17 protein-coding genes and 1 riboswitch are annotated in these 17,410 nt (G+C 43.4%); of the genes, 15 read left to right on the forward strand and 2 right to left on the reverse strand.

The window, feature by feature from the left end; genetic code table 11:
- Positions 1-107: 107 nt before the first annotated feature.
- A complete protein-coding gene (locus AB5618_RS16485) occupies positions 108-437 on the forward strand; it encodes a hypothetical protein (protein ID WP_195379234.1) in 330 nt (109 codons plus the stop codon).
- Between the two features lie 64 nt (positions 438-501).
- On the opposite strand, the gene AB5618_RS16490 is transcribed toward AB5618_RS16485, so the two are convergent.
- A complete protein-coding gene (locus tag AB5618_RS16490) occupies positions 502-1,197 on the reverse strand; it encodes a GTP pyrophosphokinase family protein (protein WP_368366918.1) in 696 nt (231 codons plus the stop codon).
- 268 nt (positions 1,198-1,465) lie between these two features.
- Between AB5618_RS16490 and AB5618_RS16495 the strand changes: the two genes are divergently transcribed.
- From AB5618_RS16495 to phoU, 5 genes are all read left to right on the forward strand, one after another.
- On the forward strand, positions 1,466-2,326 hold the full coding sequence (locus AB5618_RS16495) for a substrate-binding domain-containing protein (protein WP_368365694.1): 861 nt from the start codon (positions 1,466-1,468) through the stop codon (positions 2,324-2,326).
- 176 nt (positions 2,327-2,502) lie between these two features.
- A complete protein-coding gene (pstC, locus tag AB5618_RS16500; RefSeq protein WP_148461214.1) occupies positions 2,503-3,357 on the forward strand; it encodes a phosphate ABC transporter permease subunit PstC in 855 nt (284 codons plus the stop codon).
- Positions 3,350-4,207, forward strand: coding sequence for a phosphate ABC transporter permease PstA (gene pstA / locus AB5618_RS16505; RefSeq protein ID WP_368356785.1), 858 nt, complete (start codon positions 3,350-3,352; stop codon positions 4,205-4,207). The genes pstC and pstA overlap by 8 nt, the downstream gene beginning before the upstream one ends.
- 176 nt (positions 4,208-4,383) lie before the next feature.
- Positions 4,384-5,133: a phosphate ABC transporter ATP-binding protein PstB gene (gene pstB, locus AB5618_RS16510; RefSeq protein WP_148461216.1), complete on the forward strand. Its 750-nt coding sequence runs from the start codon at positions 4,384-4,386 to the stop codon at positions 5,131-5,133.
- A 1-nt stretch (position 5,134) separates the two neighbouring features.
- Positions 5,135-5,815 carry a phosphate signaling complex protein PhoU gene (phoU, locus tag AB5618_RS16515; protein ID WP_148461217.1) on the forward strand — a complete coding sequence of 227 codons (681 nt, stop codon included), beginning with the start codon at positions 5,135-5,137 and terminating at the stop codon, positions 5,813-5,815.
- Between the two features lie 150 nt (positions 5,816-5,965).
- On the opposite strand, the gene AB5618_RS16520 is transcribed toward phoU, so the two are convergent.
- Entirely contained in the window at positions 5,966-7,375 is a 1,410-nt protein-coding gene (locus tag AB5618_RS16520; protein ID WP_148461218.1) for a sodium:alanine symporter family protein, read from the reverse strand.
- Between the two features lie 2 nt (positions 7,376-7,377).
- Positions 7,378-7,487: riboswitch (glycine riboswitch) on the reverse strand.
- A gap of 795 nt (positions 7,488-8,282) precedes the next feature.
- On the opposite strand from AB5618_RS16520, the gene AB5618_RS16525 reads away from it, so the two are divergent.
- From AB5618_RS16525 to AB5618_RS16565, 9 genes are all read left to right on the forward strand, one after another.
- Positions 8,283-9,749, forward strand: coding sequence for an aminotransferase class I/II-fold pyridoxal phosphate-dependent enzyme (locus AB5618_RS16525; protein ID WP_148461333.1), 1,467 nt, complete (start codon positions 8,283-8,285; stop codon positions 9,747-9,749).
- Between the two features lie 112 nt (positions 9,750-9,861).
- Entirely contained in the window at positions 9,862-10,716 is an 855-nt protein-coding gene (gene speE, locus AB5618_RS16530; RefSeq protein ID WP_148461219.1) for a polyamine aminopropyltransferase, read from the forward strand.
- 3 nt (positions 10,717-10,719) lie between these two features.
- Complete coding sequence (speB, locus tag AB5618_RS16535; RefSeq protein WP_148461220.1) at positions 10,720-11,577, forward strand: agmatinase; 858 nt, start codon at positions 10,720-10,722, stop codon at positions 11,575-11,577.
- Between the two features lie 42 nt (positions 11,578-11,619).
- Positions 11,620-12,879: a saccharopine dehydrogenase family protein gene (locus tag AB5618_RS16540; protein WP_148461221.1), complete on the forward strand. Its 1,260-nt coding sequence runs from the start codon at positions 11,620-11,622 to the stop codon at positions 12,877-12,879.
- Positions 12,879-14,102: a carboxynorspermidine decarboxylase gene (locus AB5618_RS16545; RefSeq protein ID WP_148461222.1), complete on the forward strand. Its 1,224-nt coding sequence runs from the start codon at positions 12,879-12,881 to the stop codon at positions 14,100-14,102. Before AB5618_RS16540 ends, AB5618_RS16545 begins: the two co-directional genes overlap by 1 nt.
- A gap of 311 nt (positions 14,103-14,413) precedes the next feature.
- Complete coding sequence (locus AB5618_RS16550; RefSeq protein ID WP_118582969.1) at positions 14,414-14,635, forward strand: hypothetical protein; 222 nt, start codon at positions 14,414-14,416, stop codon at positions 14,633-14,635.
- 28 nt (positions 14,636-14,663) lie between these two features.
- Positions 14,664-15,182, forward strand: coding sequence for a CarD family transcriptional regulator (locus AB5618_RS16555; protein ID WP_178090559.1), 519 nt, complete (start codon positions 14,664-14,666; stop codon positions 15,180-15,182).
- Between the two features lie 252 nt (positions 15,183-15,434).
- Positions 15,435-16,802, forward strand: coding sequence for an MATE family efflux transporter (locus AB5618_RS16560; protein ID WP_148461224.1), 1,368 nt, complete (start codon positions 15,435-15,437; stop codon positions 16,800-16,802).
- Positions 16,803-16,815: 13 nt separating this feature from the next.
- Positions 16,816-17,403, forward strand: coding sequence for an AAA family ATPase (locus AB5618_RS16565; RefSeq protein ID WP_148461225.1), 588 nt, complete (start codon positions 16,816-16,818; stop codon positions 17,401-17,403).
- Positions 17,404-17,410 lie beyond the last annotated feature (7 nt).

Consider the following 17,410-nt stretch of genomic DNA (forward strand, 5'->3'; position numbering starts at 1 on the left):
AGTCATTAGCTTGCCGGAACGTTGCGACGCGCGGCGGTGAATATACATTGTGAAATCGCGTCCGGAATAACGACCAACACATTAAATAGCAAAACAGGAGGTTCTACATGGGAAAAAGAAAAAAAGAAGAATTGCCCGATTACACAGTAGCCAATATGGATGTGGATGGTATGCCCTGGAATTCCAGAAGACCATGGCAGATATTTCCTGGAGATCCATCCAGACGCAGAAAAGAATTTGATGTAAAAGTGCCGGAACCGGGAATGGAAAATGAAGTGACGGATAATCTGAGCGCTTTTCAGAATCCGCCGATGACGAAGGAAGAAAGAAGAGGAATCATCTGGCTTTCGCTAAAGGCGTCACTGACTGTGGGACTGATCTTTGGCGGTGCGGCATTTTTGTTTATTTTATTCTGTGTATTCGTGTGGCTTAAATAAAAAAAGAGAACAGCGGTTTTACCTGTGAAAGTGAGCATTTCACAGGTAGAGCCGCTGTTTTTTATTAGATATCATGAAACATTCCGATTTTATTCTTAATTTTTTGCATTTCGTTATCCGTTTCGATTACTGCCTGGGCCGAGCGGAGCAGTTCTTCACTGATCTCTGCATATCCTGGCAGGTCCTCGATTCCCTTCTTGTAGCGGAGCTGATGCTCCAATGTAGCCCAGAAGTCCATGCCGTTGGTGCGGATCTGAAGTTCTACTCTCATAGGTGTTTTCCCCTTGGAGAAGAATACAGGAATCTCCACTATCATATGATAACTACGATAACCATTTGGCTTGGGATTCTTGATATAATCCTTGATCTTAATAACTTTAATATCATCCTGTCCGGCAATCAGATCAGCTACCGTATAAATATCGTCAATAAAAGCACAGACCACCCGGACACCAGCCACGTCATTTAATTGTTCCTGAATATTCTCCGCTGTAAAATCATATCCCAGCTTCTGTAGCTTCCGGTAAATGCTCTCCGGTTTCTTTATCCTTGTCTTAATAAAAGAAATAGGATTTCTCTTATACTCCACGGAAAATTCATCATCCAGAACCTCCAGCTTGGTCTGTACCTCCCGGATGGCACATCTATACATCATCATCAGATCATTAAACTTTGCTGCATTTTTGATAAAACGTTGCGGATCTGGCGTATCCAGCCAGGGCGCTTTTTTTTCTCCTTCGTTCATGGCAGATCCTTTCATTTTTAACATACAGATTATTCTGTATACAGAATTTTATATAGCCCTATTATATAAGAAAAACGCTGTGGAAGCAACGGATAATCCCTTCGAAATATTTGGTGAAAGGAAAGAAAATATTGTTAAAAAACATATAAAATACCTCTGCTATATTTTACAACGATTTTACATTCCAAAGCTAGTGTATTTTACATCCGGACAGTAAGATACATACTGTAATCGCGAGAGAGAGAAAAACATAGAGACCGCGAAGAAAAGGAGAATTTAAATCATGAAAAAAGGTTTAGCAGTAGCAATGGCGGCATTATTAGGAGTAGCAACAATGGGAACAACAGCAATGGCAGCAGCTTCCGGAGATATTACAATCTGCTCCAGAGAAGACGGATCCGGTACAAGAGGTGCATTCATTGAACTGTTTGGAATTGAAGAAAAAGACGCAGATGGAAATAAAGTAGACAATACAACAGAAGCAGCAAAGATCACAAACAGCACATCCGTTATGTTAAGCACAGTAGCACAGGACGTAAATGCAATCGGATATGTATCTCTTGGTTCTCTGGATGACAGTGTAACAGCATTAAAAATCGACGGAGCAGAGGCAACAGCAGAAAACATTGAATCCGGAGATTACAAAGTAGTTCGTCCATTCAACATTGCAACAAAGGATGATGTAAGCGAAGCGGCACAGGATTTCATTACATACATCATGAGTGCAGATGGACAGAAGATCATTGAAGACAACGGATACATCTCAGTAGGCGACAAACCTGCATACGAAGCAGCTGCTGTAGAAGGAAAAGTTGTAGTAGCTGGTTCCTCTTCTGTAACACCTGTTATGGAAAAACTTGCTGAAGGCTATAAAACAGTAAATGACAAAGTTGAAATTGAGGTTCAGCAGAGCGATTCCACAACCGGTATGACATCTGCAATCGACGGACTTTGCGATATCGGTATGGCATCCCGTGACCTGAAAGACAGCGAGACTGAGGCTGGTCTTACCGCAACTGTTATCGCAAAAGATGGTATCGCTGTAATAGTAAACAACGACAGCGGTGTTGAAGAACTTACCAGTGAGCAGGTAAAAGATGTTTACACAGGAAACATCACAATCTGGGAAGACCTTACAAAATAATAAGAAATAAAGTTACTGTTCGCAAAAAAGACCTTGTGGAATGCTACCAGTGAATAGTAAAGAAATAAAGTACCTTTACAGTTACGAAACATGAAATAGAAATAAGGAATCCTGCAAAGCCGGTTAAAAGCTTTGCAGGATCTAAATTTTCCGAATAAAAAAGGAACTTACTTTATATGAAATCGATCAATGAAACTGTAATGAAATTTGTTTTCCTTGCAGCGGCCTGTACCTCCGTATTAGCCGTTGCATTAATCTGCATTTTCCTGTTTGCAAACGGAATCCCGGCAATGGCGAAGATTGGCCTGCCAGATTTCCTGTTTGGAATGAAATGGAAACCATCCAATGGACTGTATGGAATTTTTCCATTCATTCTTGGAAGTATCTATGTAACAGCCGGGGCCATTGTGGTGGGAGTTCCAACAGCTCTTCTGCTTGCAATCTTCCTTGCATTTTATTGTCCGAAAAAGCTGTATGCACCATTAAAGGCAATGGTAAACCTCCTTGCAGGAATACCATCTGTTGTATATGGATTTTTCGGTTTGACAGTGTTTGTCCCGCTGCTTCGACAGCTTACCGGTCATGATGGAAGTACCATGCTGACAGCTTCCGTGCTTCTTGGAATTATGATCCTTCCAACGGTAACCGGCGTTGCAGAACCAGCCTTAAAAAGTGTTCCCACAAGTTATTATGAAGGGGCATTGGCACTTGGAGCAACCCACGAAAAAAGTGTATTTGGCACTGTTTTCCCGGCTGCAAAATCAGGTGTATTAGCTGGCGTGGTTCTTGGAATCGGACGTGCCATTGGTGAGACGATGGCAGTGATCATGGTAGCTGGAAACCAGACCTGGATGCCACAGGGGCTTTTCAAAGGACTTCGAACCATGACCGCAAATATTGTAATTGAAATGGGCTATGCAACCGATCTTCACAGGGAAGCGCTGATTGCTACAGGTGTTGTACTTTTCGTATTCATCCTGATTATCAACCTGTGTGTATCAGCCCTGAAAAGGAGAGCAGAAGATGAGTAAAAATAAATTATCTTATTGGAAAAATCATCCTGGTTCTGCCATCCTGAGGCTCCTGGTATGGTTATCTGCAATTATTACAGTGGCAGTTATGGCGTTTCTTGTTGGTTTTATTCTGATAAAAGGTGTTGGAAATCTGACACCAGACTTGTTTGCACTGGAATATAATTCTGACAATGCTTCTTTAATGCCGGCTCTGATCAACACCTTGATCATCACCCTGTTATCCCTGGTAATCGCTGTGCCATTTGGAATTTTTGCTGCGATTTACCTGGTTGAGTATGCGAAAAAGGGCAGCAAGCTGGTCAAGATCATCCGTATTACAACAGAAACCCTTCAGGGAATCCCATCCATTATCTTCGGTCTGTTCGGTCTTCTGTTTTTCAGTACCGCTCTCCATTGGGGATATTCCCTTCTGGCCGGTGCTATGACACTGGTGATTATGATCCTTCCGCTGATCATCCGTACTACAGAGGAGGCACTTATGGGTGTCCCGGATGCGTACAGAGAAGCTTCCTTTGGCCTTGGGGCAGGAAAGCTCCGCACTGTGTTTAAAGTGGTGCTTCCAAGTGCAATTCCTGGAATCCTTTCTGGTGTGGTACTTGCAACAGGACGTATTGTTGGTGAGACTGCAGCCCTGATTTATACTGCCGGTTCTGTGGCGAAGGTTCCATCCAGTCTGATGGGATCCGGACGTACCCTGGCAGTACATATGTATGTGCTTTCCAGTGAGGGACTTTACATGGATCAGGCTTATGCCACAGCAGTTATTCTGCTGATCTTCGTACTTGTACTGAACGGAGTGTCCGGTTTATGTGCAAAGCACTTAAGTAAAGCCACTAACGGTCAGTAAGTGCCATAGGTGTTGCTAATGTATGCAGTTGTGGCAGCGCAATAGGCGAGAAATAACTAACTTTCATATATGATAATATTGCCAGCAGGCGATACGTCAGTTTGATAAAAATTCACACTCAGCAGATTTGTTTAGAAAATGTAATAGAACTAAAAATTTCTGCAGCAAGGAGAATTATGGGTAAAATAGATGTAAAAAATATGGATCTGTATTACAGCAGCTTCCATGCCTTGAAAAATATTAATCTGGAGATTCCGGAAAAGAAGATTACCGCATTCATTGGTCCAAGCGGCTGCGGAAAATCCACATTACTGAAATCCTTAAACCGTATGAACGATCTTGTGGAAGGCTGTAAGATCACAGGCGATATTTGTCTGGACGGTGAGGATATTTATGGTGACATTGATGTAAACCTTCTTAGAAAACGTGTTGGAATGGTTTTCCAGAAACCAAATCCTTTTCCAATGAGCATTTATGATAACATTGCATATGGACCTCGTACTCATGGAATTCATTCCAAGGAAAAACTGGACGATATCGTAGAACGTGCTCTTCGAAATGCTTCTATCTGGGATGAGGTAAAGGACCGGTTAAAAAAGAGCGCCCTGGGTATGTCTGGCGGACAGCAGCAGAGACTTTGCATTGCAAGAGCTCTTGCAGTAGAGCCGGAGGTACTTCTTATGGATGAGCCTACCTCTGCACTTGATCCAATTTCCACATCCCACATTGAGGATCTGGCGCTGGAATTAAAAGACCGATACACCATCGTGATCGTAACTCACAACATGCAGCAGGCAGCCCGTATTTCTGACAAGACTGCATTTTTCCTGCTGGGTGAGATTATTGAATATAACGATACTACAGAACTGTTTTCCAGACCACAGAACAAGAAAACAGAAGAGTATATTACAGGGAGGTTTGGTTGATATGAGAGATGTGTATACCGCAAAGCTCTCCAGGCTTTCAGATGAGATCCTGGAAATGGGAAATCTGTGCGGTCAGGCCATCATGAAGACCTGTCAGCTTCTGGCAAGCGTGGAGATCCGTGAGGCTGCCACAAAGGAGATTGGAAGAATTGAGAAGGAGATTGACGACAAAGAACATAATATTGAGGCTCTGTGCATGCAGCTTCTTCTGAAACAGCAGCCGGTTGGTACTGATCTTCGCAAAATTTCCGCAGCACTTAAGATGGTAACAGATATGGAGCGAATCGGCGACCAGGCTACTGATATTGCGGAGATTCTGAACACAGGCAGCGTTCATGTGCCGGTAACAGCTATCCCACTTCAGGAAATGGCAGATTATGCCATGCATATGGTAAATGACAGCGTTACCGCTTATGTAGAGGGAAAAAGTGATCTGGCCAAAAAGGTGATCAGCAGTGATGATGTTCTGGATAACCTTTTCAATAAAGTAAGAAATGCGTTGGATCAGAACACCATGGGCTTTTCCAGTGACGAGGTTCTTGATCTTCTGATGATTTCCAAATACTATGAGCGAATCGGAGACCACGCCACCAATATCGGAGAGTGGGCAGAGTTTTCTGTAGACGGAATCCATAGAAACGGAGACAGCATCAGCGATCTGTTTAATCCGGATTCCTTATAATAAGATTGGAACAAAGACAGGGGCAAACATGTTTTGCCTCTTTTTGGCAGGAAAGTTACATATAAAAGAACCTTGTCTGACTGGCTAAAAGCATCGTATCAGACAAGGTTCTATGTTTTTCAGGAGAGGAATTCTTTCTTTTATTTTATCTTATTCGTAATTTTTATGTTTTTTAAAGAAATCCTTTGTTTCCTTTACGACTACACCGCTTAAAGCAAGCAGCGCGATCAGGTTCGGGAAGGCCATCAGGGCATTGAAGATATCTGCAATGTTCCAGACAGCAGCAACAGTCATGTACGGTCCGAAGAAGACGCAGATGATATATAACCAGCGGTAAGTCTTTACGGCAGTCATGTTGCGGTTGAAAAGGTATTCCAGGCAGCGCTCACCGTAATAATCCCATCCAAGGATGGTTGTGAATGCAAAGAATACCAGGCACAGCATAAGAGCAAAGGAGGCAAACTGTGCAGGGAATGGAAGACCTTTCTGGAAAGCTGCAGTAGTAATCGCAACACCTTCAAGTCCTGTATTCCAGGTTTCGGTAATGACAATGGAAAGACCTGTCATGGTACAGATTACAATGGTATCAATAAAAGTACCGGTCATGGAAACAAGTCCCTGGCGAACCGGTTCCTTTGTCTGAGCGGCAGCTGCAGCAATAGGAGCGCTACCAAGACCAGACTCGTTTGAGAAAATACCGCGGGCAATACCTTTCTGCATTGCCACAACCATGGTTCCCATGGCACCGCCTGCAAGGGCACTTCCGTTGAAGGCTGTTTTTACAATTGTAGCGATGGCACCAGGAACTGCAGTAATATTTGTGATCACAATGATCAGTGCAAGTGCAACATAAAGAACCGCCATAAATGGAACGATAATCTGGGAAACCTTTGCAATACGCTGAATACCGCCAAGAACTACAAGTCCTACACATAAGGTAAGAATCAGGCAGGCGATTACAGTTGCCCAGGAGTATGTATTTCCAAAAAGGGAAACGGTGTGTACGGTATCCGGGTCAAAGAAGTTCTTTACTGCAGAAGCAATACCGTTTACCTGAGTAAAGGTACCAATTCCGAAAAGACCGACCCCGGCTCCGAAGAATGCAAAAATCTTTGCAAGCCATCTCCACTGTTTTCCCATACCATTCTCAATATAATAAAATGGTCCGCCAAGAACGTGTCCGTCCTTGTCGATGGTACGGTATTTGATGGCCAGAAGGCCTTCTGCGTATTTGGTTGCCATTCCGAAGAATGCAGCAACGATCATCCAGAACAGGGCTCCGGGTCCGCCTGCAGCAATAGCAGTGGCAACACCTACGATGTTACCGGTTCCGATAGTTGCGGACAAAGCTGTGCAGAGCGCACCAAAGCTTGTGACTTCACCTTCGCCGCCTTCTTCATTTTTTACCATGAATTTCAGTGCTTTTCCAAGATGTCTTACCTGTAAAAAGCCTAACCGAACGGTTAAAAGGAATCCTGTGACCAGGATCAGAATGATTAACGGAAGTCCCCAGACTACTCCGTCAAACCAGGTGATAAAGTTGTTGATTTGTGTAAACATGTTCTCTTTCCTCCATCCTTTTGCCTGAGAGATTAACAGCATTACAAATGCTGCGTACACCTTCGGCGCTCTTCCATAAATTTTTTTGAAGAGACTCTCCTGAGTTACGAAAAACCTGCCTATACATTTTTTATAAAATGTACGAGCATGACGGCCATTCGTACTGTGTAGAAACACACTAACACACAGAATATCATATACGATCATAAATTTCAATGAAAACATTAGAAAAATATTTTGTTTTGACAAGAAAAATATTTGCCTTTACTTCATTGCATCGCGAAGCGAGTTTGAAAAGTCATTTCCGCAATCTGCTGGTATCATAAAATGAAACAGTTGACATGCATTTTCATATATGCTATGCTTATGAAGATTTTGAAAGACAAAGAAAGAGTCTTTTCAAAGCAATTATTTTGGATCACTCCATTTGGGGTTAAGGCCATACGGACAGCCGGGTCCACTGCCGCTGATGGTAACTTTGGTTGCCTTATTGATTGAGTTAGAAGCTCAAATTTTATAAGTTGGTTCCTTTGATAACCACTATGCGCCTGATGCGCAGACTTGTGAAACGGTCAATAAGAGTAGTAAAAGTATGATTGCTATATAGACTCTGACATATATCATCCGGATTTCTATTTTATGTAAATACGAGGATTTCTATATTTATTATAAGTCAATGGAGATAGAATCGGGAAGAATGATCCAAGCAGGTTTGCGGTTTTAAGGCAGCCTGCTTTTTTTATGTAATAGAAAATCACGTTGGAATTTCCTATTATATAAAAAGCTCTGCCGGGTAGGATTCCACTGCAGCGGAAGAGCAGATGGCGCTGGAGACGCCCCTTTGCAGGCGGATAATCCTGCAAACAGGATTCTTTATACAGACAAAGGAACTGGAAATGGAGACGCAATGAACAGAACTCGTTTTAAACTGGACCAGAATCGTGCACCAATTCACGAGGCTCTGGAAAATTTCCGGCGCATGAGGGTGGTACCCTTCGATGTGCCAGGACATAAAAGAGGAAGAGGAAATCCGGAGCTTACTGAGTTTCTGGGGCAGAAATGTGTAGGCGTGGATGTAAACAGCATGAAGCCGCTTGATAATCTCTGTCATCCTGTATCTGTGATCCGGGAGGCAGAAGAACTGGCAGCAGATGCTTTTGGAGCAGCTCACGCCTTTCTCATGGTTGGCGGAACTACAAGCTCCGTACAGACCATGGTGTTAACAGCCTGTAAGAGGGGAGACGAGATCATTCTTCCCCGCAATGTTCACAGAAGCGTGCTGAATGCGCTGGTTCTGTGCGGAGCAATTCCGGTTTATGTGAATCCGGAAGTAGATCAGAGACTTGGAATCTCTCTTGGAATGCGCCGTGAACAGGTGGCAAAGGCAATTAAGGAGCATCCCAATGCAGTGGCTGTGCTGGTAAACAATCCCACCTATTATGGAATTTGCAGTGATCTTCGTGCAATTGTGCGGATGGCTCATGAAGCAGGAATGCTGTGTCTGGCAGATGAAGCCCATGGGACTCATTTTTATTTTGGAGGAGGTCTGCCGGTTTCGGCAATGGCAGCTGGTGCAGATATGGCATCTGTATCCATGCATAAAAGCGGTGGAAGCCTGACCCAGTCCAGCCTTCTTCTGACTGGACCTGACGTACATGCCGGATATGTCCGTCAGATTATCAACCTGACCCAGACTACCTCTGGAAGCTATCTTCTGATGTCAAGTCTTGACATTTCCCGGCGGAATCTTGCACAGCGCGGACGTCAGATTTTCCACCAGGTAGCAGATATGGCAGAATATGCAAGGGAAGAGATTAACGCCATTGGCGGCTATTACGCATTTGGAAAAGAACTGGTGAATGGAGATTCGGTTTTTGATTTTGACATTACGAAATTAAGTGTACATACCCTGGATATCGGACTTGCAGGAATTGAGGTTTACGACATTCTGAGAGATGAATATGATATTCAGATCGAATTTGGTGATATCGGAAATATTCTGGCTTATCTGTCAATTGGAGACCGTGCCCAGGAAGTAGAGCGGCTGGTAAGTGCCCTTGCGGAAATCCGCAGGCGTTTCCAGAAGGATAAATCAGGATTGCTGGATCAGGAATATATTGATCCCCAGGTAGTAACAAGCCCTCAGGAAGCGTTTTATGCAGAAAAATGCAGCCTTCCTCTCCGGGAAACGGAAGGAAAGGTATGCAGTGAATTTGTAATGTGTTATCCCCCGGGAATTCCAATTCTGGCTCCAGGAGAGCGGATCACCCCGGAAATCCTGGATTACATTGAATATGCCAAGGCAAAAGGATGCAACATGACAGGTCCGGAAGATCCGGATATATTACGGTTAAATGTGCTGGAGCATGTTTGAAGTTACTGTGAACGGAGTGAACAGTAACTGTTTGAAAAAGGCTGTCTGCAAATTGTGACACACATTTTGCGGGAATAATTTTAAAACACACTCTGGCAGGGAGGTAAAGAAAATGGAAATGTGGTTTTCGGAATTTCATACACCGGATGTAAAGCATAGTATCCGGGTAAACCGTCAGCTCTACTCAAGGCAGAGCGACTATCAGCGAATTGATATTTTTGAGACACCGGAATTTGGCAGGGTTCTTACACTGGATGGCAATGTAATGCTCACGGAACGTGACGAATTTATTTATGACGAAATGATTACCCATGTACCTATGGCTGTTCACAAAGAAGCCAGGGATATTCTTGTGATCGGAGCAGGAGACGGCGGAGTTGTACGTGAACTGACAAGATATGACCGTGTTCGTCATATTGATCTGGTAGAGATGGATCCCATGGTAGTGGAAGCCTGCCGTGCCTATCTTCCGGGAAATGCCTGCAGGCTTGATGACAGGAGAGTGCATCTTCATTACGAAAATGCATTGAAATTTATCCGACGCTGTGAAAATAAATATGACCTTATCATCGTGGATTCTTCCGATCCTTTTGGTCCTTCGGAAGGCTTGTTTACCCGAGAATTTTATGGAAACTGTTATAATGCGCTGAAAGAGGATGGAATCATGGTCAATCAGCAGGGAAGTCCTTTTTATTCTGAGGACGCCCATGCCATGCAGCGCAGTCACAAAAGAATTGCCAGTACGTTCCAGATCAGTCGTGTTTATCAGGCACATATTCCTACCTTTGCTGCCGGCTACTGGCTGTTTGGTTTTGCAAGCAAAAAGTACCATCCGGTGGATGATCTGGATCCGGAGGCATGGAACGCCCTGAATCTTCGCACCCGTTACTATACCACAAGGCTTCACAGAGGCGCCTTTTATCTTCCGGCTTTTCTGGAGGAAATGCTTCAGGAGGTGGAGGACTGATTTATGATTTTACCTAATATTGAGAATTTTATCGGCTGTGACAGCAGCTTTGAGGAAGCAGGGATTGTTCTTTACGGAGCGCCCTTTGATTCTACCACAAGCTTTCGCCCTGGAGCCAGGTTCGGCCCTTCTGCCATTCGTCATGAAAGCTTTGGACTGGAAACCTACAGCCCTTATCAGGACCGTGACCTTACAGATATTCAGGTATTTGACAGTGGAGATCTGGAGCTTTGCTTCGGCAGCAGTGAAATGGCACTTGCGGATATACAGAATCGTGCCTGGGAAATTCTGGAAGCAGGAAAGATACCCTTGCTTTTAGGCGGTGAGCATCTGGTGACACTGGCGGCTGTAAAAGCCGCAGCCAGAAAATATCCAGGACTTCATATTATTCATTTTGATGCCCACGCAGATTTGAGGGATGATTATCTTGGTGCTCGTTTAAGCCATGCGTGTGTCATTCGCAGATGCCATGATATTCTGGGAGATGGACGGATCCATCAGTTTTGCATCCGAAGTGGGGAAAGAGAAGAATTCCAGTTTGCAAAGGAACATACAGATTTTCATCCCTTTACCTTTGAAGGCTTGGAAGAGACCATACAGGAATTGGACAGAGAGCAGGTTCCAGTATATTTTACCATTGATCTGGATTGCCTGGATCCATCCGTATTTCCGGGAACCGGTACACCGGAGGCGGGAGGTGTAAGCTTCCTTGAGCTTCTTGCGGCTATCCGGAAGGTATCAGAATTAAATATTGTGGGAGCAGATGTCAATGAGCTGGCACCTATGCTGGATCCAAGCGGTGTTTCCACAGCCACAGCATGCAAGGTGGTCAGGGAACTGCTGCTGGCAGTGGCGAAATAAAAACAGCTGCGATAGTGAATTATAAAAAAGGAGATAAAAAATATGAGCAGAGTACTTGTAATCGGCTGCGGCGGAGTAGCCAGTGTAGCAATCCAGAAATGCTGTCAGGCAGATGAGGTATTTACAGAACTGTGTATTGCAAGCAGGACAAAAGAAAAATGTGATGCCCTTGCCCGGAAACTGGAAGGAAAAACAAAAACAGTTGTTACCACAGCAAAGGTAGATGCAGATGATGTAAACCAGCTGATCCAGCTGATCAATAGTTACAAACCGGATCTGGTAATGAACATTGCACTTCCATACCAGGATCTGACAATTATGGATGCCTGTCTGGCATGTGGCGTAAACTATATGGATACGGCAAATTATGAGCCAGAAGATACCGATGATCCGGAATGGCGGGCTATTTACGAAAAACGCTGTAAGGAAGCTGGATTTTCCGCATATTTTGATTATTCCTGGCAGTGGGCATACCGGAAGAAATTTGAAGAGGCAGGACTTACTGCACTTCTTGGCTGCGGCTTTGACCCGGGCGTTACACAGGCATACTGTGCATATGCATTAAAGCATGAGTTTGACCAGATTGATACCATTGATATTCTGGACTGCAACGGAGGAGACCATGGGTATGCATTTGCAACCAACTTTAACCCGGAGATCAACCTTCGTGAGGTAAGCGCTCCTGGAAGCTACTGGGAGAATGGACATTGGGTGGAAATTCCTCCGATGGCCATTAAGCGGGAATATGATTTTGACCAGGTTGGCGATAAGGATATGTATCTTCTTCATCACGAGGAAATCGAGTCTCTTGTCCAGACAATTCCGGGAGTAAAGAGAATTCGTTTCTTTATGACCTTTGGACAGAGCTATCTGGATCACATGCGTTGTCTGGAGGATGTGGGAATGCTTTCTACTACCCCGATCAACTATAACGGACAGGAAATTGTTCCCATCCAGTTTTTGAAGGCTCTTCTTCCGGATCCGGCAAGCCTTGGTCCCCGTACCAAAGGTAAAACCAATATTGGCTGTATTTTCACCGGAGTAAAGGATGGACAGGAGAAAACCTACTATATTTATAATATTTGTGACCATCAGGAATGCTATAAGGAGGTTGGAAGCCAGGCAATCAGCTACACGACAGGTGTTCCAGCCATGTGTGGGGCATTAATGATGCTTACTGGAAAATGGATTCGTCCAGGAGTGTATACAGTAGAAGAATTTGACCCGGATCCGTTCCTGGAGGCACTTGACAAATACGGACTTCCACGCAGTGAAAATCATAATCCGGAGCTGGTTGATTAATGGAAAAAACAGATACAAGACCACCCTTTGCAGCATCCGGCGGAGTTATTCCGCCGGAATTCCGGAAAATCAAGACGCCTTGTTATGTTCTTGACGAAACAGCGCTTATAAAAAATGCAGAATTAATGGGAAAGATCGCCGAAAAAACAGGATGTAAAATGCTTTTGGCGCAGAAGGCTTTCAGCAATTATGACTGCTATCACCTTCTGGAGCCTTATCTGGCTGGAACAGAAGCAAGTGGACTGTACGAAGCAAGGCTTGGCGCCCAGGAGATGCCAGGAAAAGAGGTACATGTATTTTGTGCCGGATACCGTGAGGATGAATTTGAAGAGCTGCTTTGCTTTGCAGATCATATAGTGTTTAACTCACCCTCCCAGCTTCTCCGTTTTGGAAAAAGAGCGAAGCAGGCTGGAAAAAGTGTAGGGCTCAGGATCAATCCGGAATGCTCTACCCAGGAAGGACATGCAATTTATGATCCCTGTGCACCAGGCAGTCGTATGGGTACCACGAGAGCACAGTGGGAGGCTACTGTGAAAATGCATCCGGATCTGACCGGATTATTGGATGGTATTCACTTTCACACCCTTTGCGAGCAGGATTCCTCTGATCTGGAAACCACTCTTGCAGCGGTGAAGGTGAAATTCAGAGATCTGATTTCTCAGGTAAAATGGCTGAATCTGGGAGGAGGACATCATATTACAAGACCAGGTTATGATATTGCACGGCTTGAAAAGTGCATTGAGGCGGCAAAGGAAGAATGGAAGGTGGATATTTACCTGGAGCCTGGAGAGGCATGGGCTTTAAATGCCGGATTCTTTCTGACAACCGTGCTGGATGTGCTGCAAAATGGTGATACCCGGCTTGCAATTTTGGATGGAAGTGCTGCATGTCATATGCCGGACGTTCTGGAAATGCCTTACCGTCCGCCCCTTCTTGGAGCAGGGGAGCCAGGAGAGAATGCCGTTACCGTCCGTCTTGGAGGACCAACCTGCCTGTCCGGGGATGTTATAGGAGATTACAGCTTCCAAAAGCCTTTGGAATACGGAGAGCTTCTCATGTTTGGCGATATGGCCATATATACAACCTGCAAAAACAATACCTTTAACGGAATGCCCCTGCCTGATATCTGGCTGCGGCATGGTGATAAAACCATGGAACGTCTGACTGATTTCGGCTACGAGGATTTTAAAGGCCGACTTGGACACCGCAGGAAATCAGAGTAGGTCTCCTGCAAAATTTGTAAAAAGACGTAAGTCATAGAAATATGGCTTGCGTTTTTTTCTGTCTGGAAGAAAGTGAGATATAATGACACAACACCAGAAAAGATCTGGAACGTATGAAACAGTCTGAGTATATGTAAACGTATGGTAATAATATCTAAAAAAAGAAGATACATTTTTAGTAAAAAACGCTTTTGAAATAAGAACAAAATGGTTTTATAATAAAAATAGAGGCAGGCGGCGTAGTGATGCGGGAAAGAAACATCTCATATGCTGCCTGTTGTTTATAAAATGAATTTCAGGAGGAACCATACATGCATGAATATGAAATCTTTATTGAAGAAATAAATCCGTGTGGAGGAGAACAATACAGTAAAAAAACTTTGATTGAGGCAGAAGCAGTAAGTCCGGAAGCTTATGTAAAAGAAAACGGAAGATTTCCGGTTCTGGAATCCACATGCAATGAGAGCGGCGATGTTGTAATAGTAACAGGAGACAAACAGGGTTCTTTTGTACGTTATACTTTTACGGAATAAGAGTTCCGGGCAGCAAGGAGAGGATTTTGTGAAATATGAAATTGGAGATTTTGTCAGCAAACCAGTTACAGGTATCTGTAAAATAGAGAACATTTTATATTTGAATCCGCAGGATGAAAAAAATGATAAATTGTATTATCTCATGAAACCGGTAGAAGATGAAAAGGAAAAAATATATGTTCCTGTTTCAAATTCAGCTTCGAGGCTGCGACTGTGTCTGACAAAAGAGGAAGCATGGAATCTGATCAAACGAATTCCAGAGATTCCGACAGCATGGACAAATAATGAAAAAATGAGAGAGCAAAGCTATAAAGAGGCAGTAAAAGCAAATGATCCTGAAGCCTTAATTGCTATTATAAAAATGATTTATCAACGAAAACAAAAAAGGCTTGCACAAGGGAAAAAGTGCACTGCTACAGATGCAAGATATTTTCAGGTGGCCGAAAATCTGTTATATGTAGAGCTTGGAATTGCTCTTGGAAAACCAAAGCAGCAAATCTGTAAAACAATTATTGATTATATGAATCAAAGTGAACCAAAGAGTTGACAATCGTATTTGAAAAATGGAGGAATTGTATAGAAAACGCAAAAAAATTTGTTTGACTTTTAGAAAAACAGGCAATATAATTAAATCAAACGAGTAGCAGGTAAGCGTAAATCCAGTTTACAAGCTGCTCGTTTTTGTTTTACTAAAAATGAATATCGCCATGAAAAAGTGTGTAGCCTGTCAGCGTAAGTCCAGCTTATATGACAGGGTGCGCGCTTTTTTTGTGCAGAAAAAGAGAGGAGTTAAAACAAAATGGCGGAAAGCAACAAGATGAAGGAGATGCCGGTGAATAAGCTGATGGTCCAGATGGGAATTCCGATGATCTTATCCATGGCATTGCAGGCAGTCTATAACATTGTAGACAGCGCATTTGTAGGAAATATGAGAGTGGGCAGTGAAGCAGCACTAAATGCACTGACTTTGGTATTCCCGGTTCAGATGCTTATGGTGGCAGTGGGAATCGGAACGGGTGTAGGAACCAATGCACTTCTTGCAAGGACACTGGGACAGGGAAACCGTAAAAAAGCTGCAAAGGTAGCAGGAAACAGCCTGTTTTTGGGTGTGATCATTTATGTAGTTTGTTTATTATTTGGCATCTTTGGAGTGAAAGCGTATATTTCATCTCAGACAGTAGATGCAGAAGTACTTGAGAGGGGAGTCAGTTATCTGCGGATATGTTGTGTGATTTCTTTTGGAATCATCTTCTTTTCTTTATTTGAAAAGCTGTTACAGGCCACAGGACGCTCTCTTTATTCTACAATCGGTCAGGTGGTTGGAGCAGTTGTAAATATTATCCTTGATCCGATCATGATCTATGGGATTGGACCTTGCCCGGAAATGGGAGTGAAAGGTGCAGCCTACGCAACTGTAATTGGACAGGTAGCATCCGCAGTATTACTGCTTATCTTTCATATCAAATTAGATAAGGAATTTGAGCATGGGGCAAAATACATGAAGCCGGATGGCAGAATTATCAAGGAAATCTATGCAATTGGACTTCCGGCGATTATCGCTCAGGCGCTGATGTCTATTATGGTTTATGTGATGAATCTGATCCTGAAGTTCAATCCGTCAGCACAGACAGCTTATGGATTGTTCTATAAAGTTCAGCAGTTTGTTCTCTTCCTTGCATTTGGTCTGCGAGATGCAATCACTCCGATCATTGCATTTGCTTATGGAATGAGAAGCAAAAAGAGAATCCAGGATGGAATCAAATATGGTCTGATCTACACTATTGCATTAATGATTATTGGAATTGCAATTACGGAGATTTTCCCTGGAGCATTTGCAACGCTGTTTAATGCAGGACAGTCAAGAGAATATTTTATCGGCGCGATGAGAGTGATCTCGGTAAGTTTCCTGTTTGCCGGAATCAATGTTGCTTATCAGGGCATTTACCAGGCACTGGACGGTGGTGTGGAATCATTGGTTATTTCACTTTTGAGACAGCTTATTATCATCCTGCCGTTGGCAGGAATCTTTTCCCTGTTTGTGAGAAATGGTCAGGTGGGCGTTTCCTTGATCTGGTGGGCATTTCCGATTACAGAAGTAATTGCATGTCTGGTAGGATATGTATTTTTAAAAAGAATCAGAAAAAATAAAGTTGATGCTTTGCGTTAAGGAGGAACTGGAAATGGCAAAAAGAATTATTACAATCAGCAGAGAATTTGGAAGCGGTGGACGTTTTATCGGAGAAGAAGTCGCGAAGAAGCTGGGAATTGCTTATTACGATAAAAATGTTATTAATGAAATTGCAGAAAAGTCCGGATTATCGCCAGAATACATTCAGGAAAATGCAGAATTATCTCCGAAAAAAGGGATGTTTGCATATGCACTTGCCGGACGTGACATCACAGGAAGATCTGTGGAGGATATGGTATATGAGGCGCAGAGAAAAGTTATTTTAGAACTAGCCGAGAAGGTCCCTTGCGTGATCATTGGAAGAAATGCGGACTATATCCTGAAAGACCGTGATGATGTGCTGAATGTATTTATTCATGGAAATATGCCGGAGAAAACACAGCGGATCATTCGATTATATAATGTAGATGAGAAAAAAGCTGTGAAAATGATGGCCGACACAGATAAAAGACGTATGACAAATTATAACTTTTACACGGAGCATAAATGGGGAAAGGCCAGTAATTATACGTTGTGCCTGAACAGTTCACAGCTTGGATATGACAGATGTGAGAAGATCATTATGGAATGTATTAAATAACAGGAGG

Source organism: Ruminococcus sp. J1101004sp1_RTP21198st1_B9_RTP21198_201120, from assembly GCF_040924245.1.
Classification (GTDB): Bacteria; Bacillota; Clostridia; order Lachnospirales; family Lachnospiraceae; genus Blautia_A; species Blautia_A faecis.